13 protein-coding genes and 3 pseudogenes are annotated in these 16,231 nt (G+C 71.2%); 11 read left to right on the top strand and 5 right to left on the bottom strand.

The genetic code is table 11. From position 1 onward, the window contains the following. Positions 1-21: 21 nt before the first annotated feature. Positions 22-1,521 carry an MFS transporter gene (locus OG735_RS34305; RefSeq protein ID WP_327327032.1) on the bottom strand — a complete coding sequence of 500 codons (1,500 nt, stop codon included), beginning with the start codon at positions 1,519-1,521 and terminating at the stop codon, positions 22-24. Positions 1,522-1,636: 115 nt separating this feature from the next. On the opposite strand from OG735_RS34305, the gene OG735_RS34310 reads away from it, so the two are divergent. After that, positions 1,637-2,617, top strand: a complete 981-nt coding sequence (locus OG735_RS34310) for an Lrp/AsnC family transcriptional regulator (RefSeq protein ID WP_327327033.1) — start codon at positions 1,637-1,639, stop codon at positions 2,615-2,617. Between the two features lie 45 nt (positions 2,618-2,662). Here OG735_RS34310 and OG735_RS34315 read toward each other — a convergent pair whose 3' ends face one another. Continuing rightward, the gene (locus OG735_RS34315; RefSeq protein WP_327327034.1) at positions 2,663-3,589 is read right to left on the bottom strand and encodes a LysR substrate-binding domain-containing protein; all 927 of its coding nucleotides are present in this window, start codon (positions 3,587-3,589) and stop codon (positions 2,663-2,665) included. A gap of 149 nt (positions 3,590-3,738) precedes the next feature. Between OG735_RS34315 and OG735_RS34320 the strand changes: the two genes are divergently transcribed. Next, positions 3,739-4,776, top strand: coding sequence for a bile acid:sodium symporter family protein (locus OG735_RS34320; RefSeq protein WP_327327035.1), 1,038 nt, complete (start codon positions 3,739-3,741; stop codon positions 4,774-4,776). 77 nt (positions 4,777-4,853) lie between these two features. Here OG735_RS34320 and OG735_RS34325 read toward each other — a convergent pair whose 3' ends face one another. Further along, positions 4,854-5,780, bottom strand: coding sequence for a quinone oxidoreductase family protein (locus OG735_RS34325; RefSeq protein WP_327327036.1), 927 nt, complete (start codon positions 5,778-5,780; stop codon positions 4,854-4,856). An 85-nt stretch (positions 5,781-5,865) separates the two neighbouring features. On the opposite strand from OG735_RS34325, the gene OG735_RS34330 reads away from it, so the two are divergent. The 5 genes and pseudogenes from OG735_RS34330 (at position 5,866) to OG735_RS34350 (ending at position 11,029) form a co-directional block, all read left to right on the top strand. Then, a complete protein-coding gene (locus OG735_RS34330) occupies positions 5,866-6,318 on the top strand; it encodes a MarR family winged helix-turn-helix transcriptional regulator (protein ID WP_327327037.1) in 453 nt (150 codons plus the stop codon). Between the two features lie 12 nt (positions 6,319-6,330). Further along, the gene (locus tag OG735_RS34335; RefSeq protein ID WP_327327038.1) at positions 6,331-6,753 is read left to right on the top strand and encodes a (2Fe-2S) ferredoxin domain-containing protein; all 423 of its coding nucleotides are present in this window, start codon (positions 6,331-6,333) and stop codon (positions 6,751-6,753) included. A gap of 187 nt (positions 6,754-6,940) precedes the next feature. Then, a complete protein-coding gene (locus OG735_RS34340; RefSeq protein ID WP_327327039.1) occupies positions 6,941-8,305 on the top strand; it encodes a PP2C family protein-serine/threonine phosphatase in 1,365 nt (454 codons plus the stop codon). Between the two features lie 12 nt (positions 8,306-8,317). Next, positions 8,318-9,310, top strand: a pseudogene (locus OG735_RS34345) (LamG-like jellyroll fold domain-containing protein); the annotation flags it as partial. A gap of 28 nt (positions 9,311-9,338) precedes the next feature. After that, a pseudogene (locus OG735_RS34350) lies at positions 9,339-11,029 on the top strand (PHP domain-containing protein). A gap of 131 nt (positions 11,030-11,160) precedes the next feature. Here the strand turns inward: OG735_RS34350 and fdhD are convergent. Both fdhD and OG735_RS34360 read right to left on the bottom strand, forming a co-directional pair. After that, complete coding sequence (gene fdhD / locus OG735_RS34355; RefSeq protein ID WP_327328553.1) at positions 11,161-12,000, bottom strand: formate dehydrogenase accessory sulfurtransferase FdhD; 840 nt, start codon at positions 11,998-12,000, stop codon at positions 11,161-11,163. Positions 12,001-12,005: 5 nt separating this feature from the next. Then, positions 12,006-12,211 (bottom strand): annotated as a pseudogene (locus tag OG735_RS34360) (2Fe-2S iron-sulfur cluster-binding protein); the annotation flags it as partial. Positions 12,212-12,391: 180 nt separating this feature from the next. Between OG735_RS34360 and OG735_RS34365 the strand changes: the two are divergent. The 4 genes from OG735_RS34365 to OG735_RS34380 all read left to right on the top strand — a co-directional run bounded on the left by OG735_RS34365 (position 12,392) and on the right by OG735_RS34380 (position 16,224). Next, a complete protein-coding gene (locus OG735_RS34365; protein WP_327327040.1) occupies positions 12,392-13,339 on the top strand; it encodes a beta-ketoacyl-ACP synthase III in 948 nt (315 codons plus the stop codon). Positions 13,340-13,460: 121 nt separating this feature from the next. Beyond that, positions 13,461-13,937 carry an NUDIX domain-containing protein gene (locus tag OG735_RS34370; protein WP_327327041.1) on the top strand — a complete coding sequence of 159 codons (477 nt, stop codon included), beginning with the start codon at positions 13,461-13,463 and terminating at the stop codon, positions 13,935-13,937. A 91-nt stretch (positions 13,938-14,028) separates the two neighbouring features. Then, positions 14,029-14,706: a GntR family transcriptional regulator gene (locus tag OG735_RS34375; protein WP_327327042.1), complete on the top strand. Its 678-nt coding sequence runs from the start codon at positions 14,029-14,031 to the stop codon at positions 14,704-14,706. Positions 14,707-15,042: 336 nt separating this feature from the next. Then, entirely contained in the window at positions 15,043-16,224 is a 1,182-nt protein-coding gene (locus OG735_RS34380) for an ROK family transcriptional regulator (protein ID WP_327327043.1), read from the top strand. Positions 16,225-16,231: the final 7 nt, after the last annotated feature.

Genomic DNA, 16,231 nt, shown 5'->3' on the forward strand with positions numbered 1-16,231 from the left:
CACCGAATCTGTACGGTGCGCTCACCTGCGCTCTACGGGTATCGGGGTTTTGGTCTGGACCAGTCCCTCCGGAGCGGTGGAGGCCCGCACCCACACCAGCACCGCGAGGCCGGCCAGCAGCCCGGCGATCCCCGCGGTGACCGCGGCGGTGTTCAGCCCCGAGGCGAAGGCCGCGCGCAGCACCTCATCCGTCGCCGTACCGCGCAGCGCATCGACACCGCCGCCCGCGAGTGTGTGCGCGGCGTCCGCGGCTCCATCGACGCCGGCGGTATCCAGCGACCGGGTCATCCGGGCGGCGGCGATCGTACCGAAGATCGCGACGCCGAGCGCGAAACCGAGCTGGCGGAAGGTGTTGACCGCGCCGCCCGCCATGCCGGCGTTCCGCTGCGGTACGGAAGCCAGCGCGGCGCCCGCGAGTCCGGGCGAGACCAGCCCCACACCGACACCCGACACGGCGAGCCCGGCCGTCAGGGCTGCCCAGCCCGAATCCGCGTCCAGCACGGCCTGCGCCAGCGTGCCGCCGCCGATGAGCAGCAGCCCGCCGCCGATCACCCACCGGTGCGGGGCGCCGTGCAGCAGCCGACCGGACGCCGCGGCCACCACGAACGCCGTGGCGGCGAGCGGCAGCAGCGCGAGACCGGCCCGGACCGGACTCATGCCGAGCACCGTCTGCAGCCAGATCGAGAGGTACGGCATGACGCCGAAGGCGGCCGCATTGTACGCCAGACCCGCCGCCATCACGGCCATGAACGAAGGCCGCCCGAACAGGGACAGATCGATCAGCGGATCGGCGACGCGGCGCTCCACCGCGACGAAAGCGGCAAGCGCGACAGCCGCCACGGCAAACGTCGCGCCGGTCCGCGCCGATGCCCAGCCCTCCTCGCCGGCCCGCACCACCGCGTACGTCGTGGCCCCGGCGAACAGTGCGAAGGCCGCCGTACCGGCCCAGTCGACCCGCCGCGCGCCCCGCTCGGAGGGCCGTATCGCGCGGAGCGTCAGCCAGATCGCCGCCACGCTCACCGGCAGATTGATGAAGAAGATCCACCGCCAGCCCAGGCTCTGCGTGAGCACTCCGCCGAGCACGGGCCCGAGCGCGGCGGCCGCCCCGCTGACCGCGCCCCACACCCCGAGGGCCAGGGACCGGTCCCTGCCCTCGTACGCCGCGCTGAGCAGCGACAGGGTGGTGGCGAACATCGCGGCCGCGCCGAGCCCCTGGACGCCGCGCATCGTGATCAGCGCGACCGGTCCCGAGGCCAGCCCGCAGCCCAGCGACGCCGCGGCGAACAGCGCCGTGCCCGCCACATACATCCGGCGTCGCCCGATCACATCGGCCGCCGCCCCGGCGCCGAGCAGCAGCGCCGCCAGCACCAGCGCATAGATGTCGATCACCCACTGGAGATCGGTGAGCGAGGCATCCAGCGCGCCCGCCATGTCGGGCAGCGCGACGATCACCACCGTCACATCGAGCAGCAGCATGAATGTCCCCAGACAGACCGCGGTCAACGGTCCCCACTTGTGCATTGACGTCCTCCGTCGGTTTCGGTTCGCTACGCGTCGTACGATCAAGGAAGCGCCCCTGATCCGGCAGCCGGCGCGCGTTCGCCGCCGGAATCCGACATGAGGAGTGTGTGCAGCGGTGGAATCCCACCTCCCGGACGCGCTTGACCTGCAGTTGCTGCATGCCCTGGACACCGACGGACGCGCATCCTTCAGCCGCATCGCCGCCGTGCTGGGCGTCTCCGACCAGACGGTCGCCCGCCGATTCCGGCGGCTGCGTGCCGAGTTCGGAGTACGCGTCGTCGCCGTCCGCGACGTCGAACGCCTCGGCCAGGAGCAGTGGATGCTGCGGCTGCGCTGCACCCCCGACGCCGCCGACTCCATCGCCCGCGCCCTCGCACGCCGCCCCGACACCGCCTGGATCGGTCTCACTTCGGGCGGTACGGAGGTCGTCGGCATGACCCGGATGCGTACCCGAGGCGAACACGACGACCTGCTCCTCGGCAAGCTCCCGCGCACCCCGAGCATCGTCGAGATCCGCGCCCACCAGCTGCTGCACGGTTTCTACGGCGGCCCCTCGGGGTGGCTGGGCAAAAGACGCGCGCTCACCCCCGACCAGGTCGACGCCCTGCGCCCGGTGTTCGGCGAGGCGCCGACCCCGGACGGGGGGACGCGCATCACCGCCGACGACGAACAGCTGGTCGCCGCGCTTGAAGGCGACGGCCGGGCGAGCTTCGCCGAACTGCAGGCGGCCACCGGTCGCTCGGAGTCCGCCGTACGCCGCAGGCTCGACCAACTCCTGCGCTCGGGCGCGCTCTTCATCGACGTGCAGTTCGACTCGGGCGCCTTCGGCTTCGGCACCAGGGCCCTGCTGTGGATCACCGCGGCCCCTTCGGCGATGGATGCCGTCGGCCGAGCGCTCGCCACCCATCCGGAAGTGGCCTTCGCCGCCGCGACGGCCGGCCACTGCAATCTGGTGGCGGTCATCGTCTGCCGCGACACGGCCTCCGTCTACCGCTACTTGAACGAGGATCTGGGCCGTCTGGAGGGCGTGCAGCATGTGGAGTGCGCGCCGGTGCTGCGAACGGTGAAGCAGCTGCGGTACGAGGAGCGCCGCTGAGCGGCTGTCGCCGAAATCACCGAAGGATCGTGGCGGGCTTCGTGCTCACGGACCGCCTCGGCGACCGGTCGGGCGACTCACCGGGCGACTGACCGGGCGCCGCGGTCCGGCCGGACGGTGCAGCCGGTCGCCGGCCGCCAGGATGGTCGATGCCAGGGCGTCCGCGGCCTCCTGGGCGGCATCCTGGCGGTGGCCGTGCAGCAGGACGAAGTCCACATCGCCCAGCTCGGGCAGTCCCGCGCGGGCCGGGACCGGGACCAGGCCGGGCGGAATGAGCCCGCGGGTGTGGGCCATCACGCCGAGCCCGGCCTGCGCCGCCGCGATCAGACCGCTCAGGCTGGTACTCGTACACGCGATGTGCCAGGCGCGGCCGTGGAGTTCCAGGACCTCCAGGGCGCGGGCGCGTGTGATGCCCGGAGGAGGGAAGACGATCAGCGGCACCGGGCGGTCCGGGTCCAGCCGCAGCCGAGGTGCGCCGATCCAGGTCAGGGTATCCTGCCAGACCAGCTCGCCGTGGGTGTCGCCTGCCCGGCGCTTGGCGAGCACCAGATCGAGCCGGCCCGCCTCCAGGCGCTCGTGCAGGGTGCCCGACAGCTCGACCGTGAGCTCCAGATCGACCTCGGGGTGGTCGCGGCGGAAGGACTCCAGGATCTCGGGGAGCCGGGTCAGTACGAAGTCCTCGGAGGCGCCGAAGCGGAGCCGTCCGCGCAGCCGGGTGCCCGCGAAGAACGCGGACGCGCGCTCGTGCGCCTGAAGGATTGTGCGCGCGAAGCCGAGCATCGCCTCGCCGTCCTCGGTGAGCTCCACGCTGTGGGTGTCCCGGCTGAACAGCTGGCGCCCGGTCGCGTCCTCCAGGCGGCGCACATGCTGGCTGACCGTCGACTGGCGCAGGCCGAGACGGTGGGCGGCCTGGGTGAAGCTCAGGGTCTGGGCGACCGCCAGGAAGGTACGGAGCTGGGCCGGGTCGTACATAACCCGAGGCTAGCGCGATATCGCGATCCGTGATGACAGTCAGTGTGGTGTACGGGATTCCCGATCGCCTGGATCAGGAGCACCATGGTGCGGGCACGCCCTGTACCGGGAGCCACCGGCACGCCCTGAACCGAGAGCACGTGGAGCACATGAGCCGCCGCACGTTGCAGTTGCCGTCCTGGCTGCCGGATCCCTACATCACGGCGCTGCTCGGAACGGTGGTCCTTGCGGCACTGCTTCCGGCGTCGGGGGCGGCGGCCGACGTGGCCGGCGGGGCGTCGACCGGGGCCGTGGCCCTGCTCTTCTTCCTGTACGGCGCGCGGCTCTCGACGCGCGAGGCGCTCGACGGACTCAAGCACTGGCGGCTCCATCTGACGGTGCTGGCCTCGACGTTCCTTCTCTTCCCGCTGCTGGGCCTCGCGGCGAAGGGTCTCGAGCCGCTGGTGCTGACGCCGCAGCTCTACAGCGGTCTGTTGTTCCTGTGCCTGGTGCCGTCGACGATCCAGTCGTCGATCGCCTTCACCTCCATCGCCCGCGGCAATGTGCCGGCGGCGATCTGCGCGGGGTCCTTCTCCAGCCTCGCCGGCATCTTCATGACGCCGCTGCTGGCGGCGCTGCTGCTGGGCGGCAGCGCGGGCGGCTTCTCGGCGGACTCGCTGCTGAAGATCGTGCTGCAGCTGCTGGTGCCGTTCCTCGCGGGGCAGTTGCTGCGGAGGTGGGTCGGCGGCTTCCTGACGCGTCACAAGAAGGCGCTCGGGTACGTCGACCGTGGGTCGATCCTGCTGGTGGTCTACACGGCCTTCAGCGAAGGCATGGTCGCGGGTGTCTGGCACCAGGTGACACCCGTCCGCCTCGGCGCGCTGCTGCTCGTCGAGGCGCTGCTGCTCGCGGCGATGCTGGCGCTGACGTGGTACGGGTCGAAGCGGCTCGGCTTCGGCCGGGAGGACCGGATCGCGATCCAGTTCGCGGGGTCGAAGAAGAGCCTGGCGGCGGGGCTGCCGATGGCGAGTGTGCTGTTCGGGGCACATGCGAGCCTGGCCGTGCTGCCGTTGATGTTGTTCCACCAGATGCAGCTGATGGTCTGCGCGGTGCTGGCGAAGCGGCGGGCGCGGGATGTGCCGGCGGGGGCGGTGGTGGCGGGCGAGGCGCGGGAGGCGCGGCCGGAGAATGCGGGGGCGCGGGGGTGAGGGGCCCGGGGTGAGGACCCCAAGCCCGCGGCCACCGACGCGAGACCCGGCACCCCAAGCGCCCCCGTCCCGCAGGCTCACGCCGGAACCAGGACCACCTTGCCCAGGTTCCCCCGGGACTCGATCAGCGCATGGGCCTCAGGCGCCCGGTCCAGCGGGAGTTCCGCCGCAACCCTCGTCCGCACGCGGCCCGACGCGTGCAGCTCCCACAACTCGTGCAGCCACCCCGCGTACAGATCCGGTCGCGTTCTCGCGATGCGCGCCATCTGGAAGCCGATCACCGATTTCGCGCCGACCAGCAGGTCGTACGCCTGGACCGTGCCGCCGCCCGAACTGTAGGCGACCAGTCGGCCGCCCGGGGCGAGAGCCGCCAGGGCCGGTGCCAGCAACTCCCCGCCGACGCCGTCCAGCACGACGTCCACCGGCTCGCCCCACGACGCGTCCGGGTACGTCACCACCTCGTCCGCCCCCAGGCCGTACAGGAACTCCGCCTTCTCCGGCGACCCCGACGCCGCGACGACCCGGGCCGCGCCCGACAGTTTCGCGAGCTGGACGGCGAGTTGGCCCACCCCGCTCGCCGCCGCCGTGACCAGTACCGACTCACCCGGCTGTGGCCGCGAAGCCTCGTACGCGCCGCGGGCGACCAGACCGCTGCGGACCAGCGCGACCGCGTCCACCGCCGTGGCGTGGTCCGGGATGCGGGAGGCCATCGACTCGTGGATCACGGCAAGTTCGGCGTATCCGTACGCGAAACAGAGCCCGGTCACCCGGTTGCCCGGTGCGAAGGCGGTCACGCCCTCGCCGACCGCCTCGACCGTGCCCGCCACCTCGCCGCCCAGCCGCGCCGGCTCTGTGGCCTCGCGCACCTTGCGTACCGTCGGCAGCGTCACGCCGATCGCCTCGGACCGGATCAGCAGTTCGCCGGGGCCCGCGACCGGCGCCGGGACGTCCTCGGTGAACAGGACTTCGGGGCCGCCGTTGACTTCATAGCGAACGCGGCGCATGAGCACCCTCCCAGGGGTCGTTGGTGATCCCAACGGCACAAGGGATTCATTGGAATCACCAACGGCTTCGGCGTACGCTGCCCCCATGGCCGACACCCCGCCCGCACCCGCCCGCCTCCGTGCCCTCCCCAGCTGGCTCCTCGGCCGCGCGGCCACCCGGGGCCGCGGTCTCGTCGCCACGGCTCTCGCCGACGAGGGCATGAAGATGTGGCACCATGCGGTGCTCTCCGCCGTCGTCGAACTCGGCCCGATCGCCCAGGCCGAGCTCGGCCGCGTGCTGTCCGTCGACCCCAAGGACATGGTCGGCATCCTCAACGACCTCCAGGAGGACGGGCTGGTCAGCCGCGCCCCCGACCCCGCCGACCGGCGTAAGAACGCCATCACCGTCACCACCGCGGGCCGCCGCAAGCTCCGGCGCTGCGAATCCGTCGCCGACCGCGCCAACGGCGAGCTGCTCGCGGAGCTGACGCCCGCCGAACGTGACCAATTCCTCGCGCTGCTGAGGCGGATCGCGGACCCCGCCGCGCCCTGCGACTGACAAGATCGCCGAGTGACGACGACGTACGCGATACGCCCTTTCGGCGCCCGCCCTTGCACCCTGGTCGTCTGCCGTGGGTGCTGTTGCGGTGACGCCCGGAAGAACCCCGGCACCGACCACGAGGGTCAGTTGGCCAGGCTGTGGGAGGCGGCCGCGGGCTCCGACGGCCGGCTCGCGGTCCGTACGAGCGACTGTCTCGGCCCCTGCGGTCAGGCAAATGTGATTGTGGTCCAGCCCTCCACGGAGGGCCGTCGCCGAGGAGCTCGCGCGGCCTGGATCGGCTGGGCGCTGGACGACGACTGCACGGACGACATCCTGGCCTGGGTGCGGGCGGGCGGCCCCGGCCTCGCGGAACTCCCCGCCACGCTCGAACTCCAGACGATCCCGGCCCCGGCGGAAGCCCGCCGCCGCGCTCGCACGTCGCGCCGTGCGTAGTGGCTCGACGCGCATGTGCCGGGTAACCGATGTGCTGCCGGCCAGCAGTCTCGGCGGGGCGGGATGTCACCACCGGCCGCGGGCCCCCTGAGCTGCAGCATGGAGTCGGGCCCCCGGCCGCTCCCGGCCGCCCGGCGGGGTTGCGTTCGCTGCGGCGGACCGGCAGACGCGGAAGAGGTGCATGTGCATGGGTGCGAAGTCGCACGGCCACGATGAGCCGACCGAGGCCGTCCATGAGGTGGACCGGGCGGTGCAGCATGCCCTGGACCGGCTGACGCTGCTGACCAACGCCTCAGAGGCGCTGGCCAGCACTCTCGACATCGACGAGGGTCTGCGACGCCTGTGCCGCACGCTGGTGCCGGGCCTCGCGGACTGGTGTGCGGTGGATCTGCTCGACGAGCACGGCGGCCTGCGCCGTCAGGTGATCGAGCACCGTGAGTCGGATCTGCTGTCACCCGGCCTCTACGAGGGTGAGCTGCCACCCGTGTCCGAGAATTCGGCCGCCGCGGTGGCCCGCGCGCTGCGGGGCGCCGGACCACTACTCGTCACGACGTTCACCACACCCGCCAACGCGGCCGATCCACTGCACGCCAGGGAGCTGGAACTATTCCACCACCTGGGCGCCGACACGGTGGTGATCGCGCCGCTACGGGCCCGCCGCCAGGTGCTGGGCGCCCTGACCCTGGCACGCACAGCGAAAACCGGTGCGCTGGAGGAGGACAGTCTTCCGCTGGCGGAGGACCTGGCACACCGCGTCGCCCTCGCCGTCGAGAACGCACGTCTGCACGCCGAGGTCCAGCACACGGGCGAGCGCATTCAACGTTCCCTGCTGCCCGATCTGCCCACGAACGGTCCCCTCGAGTTGGCCGCCCGCTACCAGCCCGCCCTGGCCATCTCCCAGGTCGGCGGAGACTGGTACGACTCGTTCGTGCTGCCCGGCGGTGCCATGACCCTCATCATCGGAGACGTCGCGGGCCACGACCTGCAGGCCACCGTGACCATGAGTCATATGCGCAACATGCTGCGCGGCATCGCCTGCGACCGCAAAGAGCCACCGGGCAAGATCCTCGGCCGACTGGACGCGGCCATCAGCATTCTCTATCCCCACCAGACCCTGACCTGCATCTACGCACTGCTTGAGAAGTCTGACGCGCATCAGCCGTGGAGGCTGCAATACGCTGCCGCAGGCCATCCCGCTCCGCTGTTGATCACCGCGAAGGGCGACACGCGATTCCTGACCGAAGGCCGCAGCATGCTGCTGGGAGTGGATCCCGCCCAACTGCGTCCTGACGCCACCGAGGTCCTTCCGTCGAACTCCACCCTCCTGTTCCATACCGACGGCCTCATCGAACGACGCACCGAAAACCTCGACCGCGGTGCCGCACGGCTGCGCCAGCACGCCGCCGCCCTCGCTCAGGAACCCCTGGAGTCTTTCTGCGACGAGCTGCTCACCGGCCTCGCGCAGGCCGGCAGCGACGATGTAGCACTTATCGCCGTCCGCATCCCCGCGGCCCACGCCGGCGCCGGGCCGGCTTCCGCCACCGCGGAATGAGGTCGGCCTGCAGGAGCACCGCCTGACCGCCTCTACCGCTTCGACCTCGCCAGGAACACCGTCGACGTCGAGACGATCTCCCCGTGGATCCTCGGCCGCGCGGGCGAGGACCTCAACGAGCTGGAGCGCCGCGAGATCGAACTGACCGGTCCCGAAGACCGCTTCTCCGTCCCCATCGACTTCGAGAAGCGGTTCGCGGGCTTCGCACCCGTGCCTGCCCGCAGCGCTCGCCCCGCCGCCAGGATGCTGGTCCCCGGCACCGTCGCGTACTGGCGCTTCGACGGCTCGCAGCCCGACGGCTCCCCGGCCGACGCCACCCTCCGCGTCCCCGATCTGTCCGGGCACCGCAACGACCTGACGCGGGAGCCCGTTGTCGGCAGTCCGCCCGACGCCCTGCGCTGGTCCGACAGCCACCACCCCGACCAGCCCGGACACGGCAGCCTGTACTTCGACGGCGGCAAGCCCCCGCTGCACGGGGCGTATCTGTGTACGGCCAAGGACGCCCCGCTCAACACCAGGACCTTCCGCTCCGGCTACACCATCGAGGCCTTTCTCAAGCTCCCCGCCGACTGGGACGCCGGACACCACGCCTGGGGGGCGATCCTCAGCCGCCGCGGCACGCTCGGCGCGGCAGGCAAGACCGGGGGCGACCCGGAAGGGCCCGTCGTCACCCTCTCCCTCTCCGACGGACCCGGCATCCAATGGGCCGCCGCCCCGCTCAACCAGCCCGGCCTGATCACCAACTGGAGCCATGAGCTGGAGCGCGACAGATGGTGGCATGTCGCCGTCGTCAACGACGGAACGCACACCACGATGTACGTCGACGGCTGTCAGGTCGCCCGCAACCCCGCCACCCGCACCACAGGAATCGCCGCACTCGGCCTGCCCTGGCTGCTGGGCGCCTATGAGTACGGCGGCACCCTCGACCAGCTGATGCACGGTTGGCTCGGCGACATCCGGATCATCGAACGCGCCCTGCCCGTACGCGACTTCATGAACGCCTGACCCCTCCGCGCAAAGAGAGAAGCACGCCATGCCGAGACCGATACAGCCCCTGCCGCGCTGGGCAGACCCCGACGTACCCGCCGGTTCGCTCGACCCGCAGGGACTCTCGCGGCGCGGACTGCTCCGCAGCGCGGGCCTGTTCGGCGCCGCCTTCGCGGGTGGTGCCGCCTTCGCCGGCGGCGCCCTGCTCGCGCCCACCGCGGCCGAGGCGCACACCCCGGCCTCCGGCGACCCGAACCTCGTCTACCTCGTCGGCGACCACCATGTGCACTCGGTCTACAGCCACGACGCGAAGTACACCTTCTCCCAGCTGGCCGGCGCCGCATCGCGATACGGCCTGGACTGGATGGTCTCACCGAGCACAGCAACATCGGCCACGCCCTGGCCGGCGGCGCCGAGGCCGAGCACCGCGAGATCCTCAAGGCCCGCGCCGACAACAAGCGCATGCTGATCTTCCAGGGCCTGGAGTGGTACATCCCCGGCGCCGAGCACTGCACGGTCTTCTCACCGCCCGGCCGCCACGAGGTCGAGCTGCTCACCCGCTTCGAGCAGGCCTACGACGGCAAACTCCCCGGCTACACCGCCGGTGGACCCAACCACCCCGACACCCCGCGCAACGAGGCCCACGCCGTCAAGGCGCTCCAATGGCTCGACCAGCAGCGCCGCTGCGGATACGTCGACGATGTCCTCGTCCTCGCCAACCACCCGCTGCGCCTCGGCATCGACTCCCCGCACGAAATGCGAGCCTGGCGGGACGCGGCCCCCGGCATCATGATCGGCATGGAGGGCGCGCCCGGCGCCCAGGCAGGCGCGTTCCCCGGCTGGGCAGGACCGAACAGCATCCGTGGCGAGTACGTCAACAAGCCTTCCGAGAACTCCTGGCCCGGCTACCCGGCCGCGGCCTATGTGACGTACGGCGGCTTCGACTGGGCGACCGCGACCGTCGGCGGCCTGTGGGACGCGATGCTCGCCGAGGGCCGGCTGTTCTCCATCACCACCAACTCGGACGTCCACCGTGTCGCGTACGACACCTGGAAGAACGGCGACTGGCTGCCCGGCCAGAACTTCGACAACACCGGCAGGCTGCCCGACCCGGTCAACACCGCAGAGCCGCAGCCCGGCGGCGACTTCTGGCCCGGCCAGTTCAGCCGTACGCATGTCGGCGTGACCCGCTACGGCTACGGGGACGTGATGGCGGGCCTCAGGGCCGGCCGCGTCTGGGTCGACCACGGTCAGCTCATCGACGGCATCGACGTACGGGTCAACAGGGAGCACGGCATCGGCCGAGGCGTCACTCTCGGCGGGCGGCTGCGCGTACGCCGCGGCGAGAAGATCGTCCTGAATGCCACCGTCACCACCGCATCCCGCCCCAACCACCACGGTGAGGTGCCACGCCTCGCCCACCTCGACGTGATCCGTGGCGCCGTACACGGCCAGGTCGCCGACCGCGACGAATGGCGCGCACCCGACACCCGCGTCGTCCACACCGCCGATGTCGAAGGCCGCACCGGCCGCTACACGCTGCGCATCCCGGTCGGGAAGGCCGAGGAGTCGTTCTATCTGAGGCTGCGCGGCAGCGACGGCAAGCGCAACGGCCCCGGCTTCCTGGGTGCGGCGATCGACCCGCACGGGCCGATCCCGCACGAGCCAGGCAACGGCGACCCGTGGCTGGACACCTGGTGCTACACCAACCCGGTCTTCGTGGACGTCGTGCACTGAGCGGAGGTCGTGCACTGAGTGGAGGTCGTGCACCGAGTGGACCTCGTGCACTGAGCTGTCACGGAGGGACCCGGCCGGTGCAGGGGGCGCTCCCCGTCGGCCGGGTCCCTATCCCGTGCAGCGGGGGCGCTTCAGACCCCGGTGCTCAGGGCGATGCGCTCGTCGCCCGCGTACACGTTCATATTGGCGCCGCGCAGAAAACCGACCAGGGTCAGACCCGTCTCGGCAGCCAGATCCACGGCGAGCGAGGAGGGCGCGGAGACCGCGGCAAGGACCGGGATACCCGCCATCACCGCCTTCTGCGCCAGCTCGAACGACGCCCGTCCCGACACCAGCAGGATCACCCGCGACAGTGGCAGTCTGCCGTCCTGGAGCGCCCGGCCGACGAGCTTGTCGACCGCGTTGTGCCGGCCGACGTCCTCCCGTATGTCGAGCAGTTCGCCGTCCTCCGAGAAGAGCGCGGCCGCGTGCAGACCCCCGGTCCGGTCGAAGACACGCTGGGCCGCACGCAGCCGGTCCGGTAGGGCGGCGAGCAGAGCGGGCTCGACGCGGACCGGGGGAGTGTCGGCGATCGGGAAGCGGGCGATGGTGCGTACGGCGTCGAGGCTGGCCTTTCCGCACAGTCCGCAGGACGAGGTGGTGTAGACGTTGCGCTCGAGGGTGATGTCCGGGACCGGCACGCCCGGCGCGAGCTGGACGTCCACCACGTTGTAGGTGTTGGATCCGTCGGCGGTGGCCCCGGCGCAGTACACGATCGACTGCAGCTCGTCCGCGGAACCGAGCACACCCTCGCTGACGAGGAAGCCCGCCGCGAGCGCGAAGTCGTCGCCCGGCGTGCGCATGGTGATGGCGAGCGGCTTGCCGTTGAGCCGGATCTCCAGCGGTTCCTCGGCCACGAGAGTGTCGGGACGGGTCGATACCACGCCGTCCCTGATGCGGATCGTGCGGCGGCGCTCGGTGACCCGTCCCATGGCGATCACATCCGATTCTGTACGTGCTGGAAGCCGAAGCGGCCCTTGATGCGGAGGTTGCCGTGGGTCACCGGGCTGTCGTGCGGTGAGGTGACCCTGACGATCTCATTCTCCTGTACATGGAGAGTGAGGCTGCACCGACGCCGCAGCAGGCACAGGTGGTGGTCGACTCCCTCTGAGCGGACGCGTCCCAGGTCCGGGCGCCCTCGACCGAGAGGAGTAAGCCGACAGAATATTGTCTACAGTATCCCTTCCGCGGGTAAAGGTCGTCGTACCCTTGGGGAAGCTCCAAAGTCTGGGACCCGAAGCTGTGGGATCACATGCCCCCGTACCGGGTGGTAGCAGCCAAGACTGGGTGGTTCCTGACTTCTGTACGAGGAGAACGCCATCCATGACCGGTTCACGGATCGTCGCGCTCGGGCACTACCAGCCCGCCAAGGTGCTCACCAACGCGGACCTGGCGGCCATGGTCGACACCAGCGACGAGTGGATCCGCAGCCGCGTCGGGATCGAGACCCGGCATGTGGCGGGGCCCGATGAGCCGGTCGACGAGCTGGCCGCGCACGCCGGCGCCAAGGCGCTGGCTTCCGCCGGTCTGACGCCCGCCGATATCGACCTCGTGCTGGTGGCCACCTCCACGGCGATCGACCGCTCCCCGAACACGGCGGCCCGGGTCGCGGCCCGGCTCGGCATGGGCTCGCCCGCCGTCATGGACCTCAATGTCGTCTGCGCGGGCTTCACGCACGCGCTCGCCACGGCCGACCACACCGTTCGGGCCGGGGCCGCGAGCCGCGCCCTGGTGATCGGCGCCGACAAGATGGCCGACATCACCGACTGGACCGACCGCACCACCTGTGTGCTCGTCGGCGACGGCGCGGGCGCGGCGGTCATCGAGGCGACCAGGCCGGGCGAGGAGCCCGGGATCGGCCCCGTCCTGTGGGGCTCGGTCCCGGAGATGGGTCATGCCGTACGTATCGAAGGCACCCCGCCCCGGTTCGCGCAGGAGGGCCAGTCCGTCTACCGCTGGGCCACCACCCAGCTGCCGCCCATCGCCCGGAAGGTCTGCGAGCGGGCGGGCGTCACCCCGGAGGAGCTCGCCGCGGTCGTCCTGCACCAGGCGAATCTGCGGATCATCGAGCCCGTCGCCCAGAAGATCGGCGCCGTCAACGCCGTGATCGCCCGCGATGTGGTGGAGTCCGGCAACACCTCGGCCGGTTCGATCCCGATGGCGCTCTCCAAGCTCGTCGAGCGCGGCGAGATCGAGTCGGGCGATCCAGTGCTGCTCTTCGGCTTCGGCGGCAATCTCTCGTACGCGGGTCAGGTCATCCGCTGCCCCTGAGGCCTCGGGGTGCTGACGACCGGATGGCGGCGCGCGTATCGGATGGCGGCGCGCATTACCCGCGGCAAGGGAGACGCGCTGCTCGGGCTGACTGTCGCTGAAGCGGGGCAAACTAACCCGCATGACGGCGAAGCGAAGCGCGGGTCTGCTGCTGTTCCGCAGGCGGGGTACGGACACCGAGGTCCTCATCGGCCATATGGGAGGGCCGTTCTGGCAGGCACGTGACGAGGCCGCCTGGTCGGTACCGAAGGGTGAGTACACCCCGGAGGAGGAGCCGATGGCCGCCGCGCGGCGGGAGTTCGAGGAGGAGCTCGGTCTGGCGCCGCCCGACGGCAGCCGGCTGCCGCTCGGCGAAGCCCGCCAGCCCAATGGAAAGATCGTCACCGTCTGGGCAGTCGAGGGCGACCTCGACACGGACCTCGTCGTGCCGGGCACCTTCACCATGGAGTGGCCGCCGGGATCGGGCCGTATGCAGGAGTTCCCGGAGATCGACCGAGCCGAGTGGTTGGGCGTCGAAGCGGCGAGGGAGAAGCTGGTCGCCGGTCAGCGGGTCTTCCTCGACCGGCTGACCGAGCTTCTTGACTCCGGCCGTCGGTGATCCGGATCCCGGCACCGGAGGGATTGCGCTCGGTAGACTGTAGACAATAGCCAATTGCCGCTCGCCGCTGTTTGCCAGGAGGGGGACCGCGATGTTGTCCGCAGGACTGCCGCAGGGAACCGTGCCCAAGCTGGAACGACCCGGTCCGCTGCGCGAGCGCGTCTACGAGGCACTGCTCGAACTGATCACGACCCGCGCACTGCGCCCCGGCCAGCACCTGGTCGAGAGCGAACTCGCCGGCCATCTCGGCGTGTCCCGCCAGCCCGTGCGCGAGGCACTGCAACGCCTCAACTCCGAGGGCTGGGTCGATCTGCGCCCGGCGCAGGGTGCGTTCGTCCATGAGCCGACCGAAGCGGAGGCGGACCAACTGCTTTCGGTCCGTACGCTTCTGGAGGCGGAGGCCGCCCGGCTGGCAGCCGCGAACTCCGGTTCCGCGGGCATCGCCGCGCTCGAAGAGCTCTGCGCGCAGGGCGAACAGGCCGTCGCGGACGACGACGTGGACCTGGCGGTGGCCACCAACGCCCGCTTCCACGCCAAGGTGATGGAGCTCGCCGGCAATCTCGTCCTGGCCGAGCTGGCCGGACAGGTGGACCGGCGGGTCCGCTGGTACTACACGCCCGTCGCGCGGCAGCGCGGGCGGCAGTCCTGGATCGAGCACCGGGAGCTGATCGCGGCGATCTCGGCCCGCGACGAGCAGCGTGCGACGGAGGTCATGCGGGCGCACACGGAGCACACGCGCACGACGTACCACCAGCGCGAGCAGCCCTGACCGGACCTCCGCCGCGGACCCCGCGCCCCAATCGCCGGGCTCCTGCTGGGGCGCCGCAGCCCCGCTCTTCAAACGCCGGAGGGACTGAGTTTCGCCGCCGAGGCTGGAAATCCAAGCCCGTCCGGCGATTGAGGACACGCCCGAAGGGCTTACGGGGGGCCGGGGCGCAGTCCCTCACTCGGCCCAGTCTCCACGGGCAATCAGACCTTTGTCCCGGGTGTGGAGAAAGTCGTACCGGAACTCTGCGCAAGTTCTTCCCAGTTGAGCAAAGCGCTGCTACGTTCCCCTCGAAAGACCGACGGAGGCCGATCAGGCGGGGAGGGGCACGTGAGACGTATGACCGCTCGACCCGCGAACGCGCACCAGGCGCGACTGCTCAGGCTGCTGCGCGACGGTGGGCCCAACTCCCGGGCCCAGCTCGGCGATCAGGTCGATCTGTCGCGCTCCAAGCTCGCCGTGGAGGTCGACCGTCTCCTGGAGACCGGGCTCGTGGTCGCGGACGGTCTGGCCGCCTCGCGCGGCGGGCGCCGCTCGCACAACATCCGGCTCGCGCCCGCGCTCCGTTTCCTCGGCGTTGACATCGGCGCCACCTCGATCGATGTGGCCGTCACCAACGCCGAGCTTGAGGTGCTCGGCCATCTCAACCACCCCATGGATGTGCGCGAGGGCCCGGTCGCCGTCTTCGAGCAGGTGCTGTCGATGGCGGCCAAGCTCAGGGCCTCCGGACTCGCCGAGGGCTTCGACGGCGCGGGCATCGGCGTCCCCGGACCGGTCCGCTTCCCCGAAGGTGTGCCGGTCGCGCCCCCGATCATGCCGGGCTGGGACGGTTTCCCGGTGCGCGAGGCACTCAGCCAGAACCTCGGCTGCCCGGTCATGGTCGACAACGACGTGAACCTGATGGCGATGGGGGAGCAGCACGCGGGCGTCGCGCGCTCCGTGGGCGACTTCCTCTGCGTCAAGATCGGTACGGGCATCGGCTGCGGCATTGTCGTCGGCGGCGAGGTCTACCGCGGCACGACCGGCAGCGCCGGCGACATCGGTCATATCCAGGTCGAACCGGACGGCCGCGCCTGCGCCTGCGGCAACAAGGGGTGCCTGGAGGCCCACTTCAGCGGTGCCGCGCTGGCCCGCGACGCCGAGGACGCGGCGCGCACCGGCCGGTCGCAGGAGCTCGCCGCCCGGCTGGAGACCGCCGGGAGGCTCACCGCCGTCGATGTGGCCGCCGCCGCGGCCGCCGGCGACGCCACCTCGCTCGATCTCATCCGTGAGGGCGGCAACCGCGTAGGCCAGGTCATCGCCGGACTCGTCAGCTTCTTCAACCCGGGTCTCGTGGTGATCGGCGGCGGAGTGACCGGCCTCGGCCACACGCTGCTGGCCAGCGTACGTACCCAGGTCTACCGGCAGTCGCTGCCGCTGGCCACCGGCAACCTCCCCATCGTGCTGGGCGAGTTGGGGCCGACCGCCGGAGTGATCGGCGCGGCCCGGCTCATCAGCGACCACCTGTTCTCGCCGGCCTGACCGGGCC

The sequence above is a fragment of the Streptomyces sp. NBC_01210 genome (assembly GCF_036010325.1).
Taxonomy (GTDB): domain Bacteria; phylum Actinomycetota; class Actinomycetes; order Streptomycetales; family Streptomycetaceae; genus Streptomyces.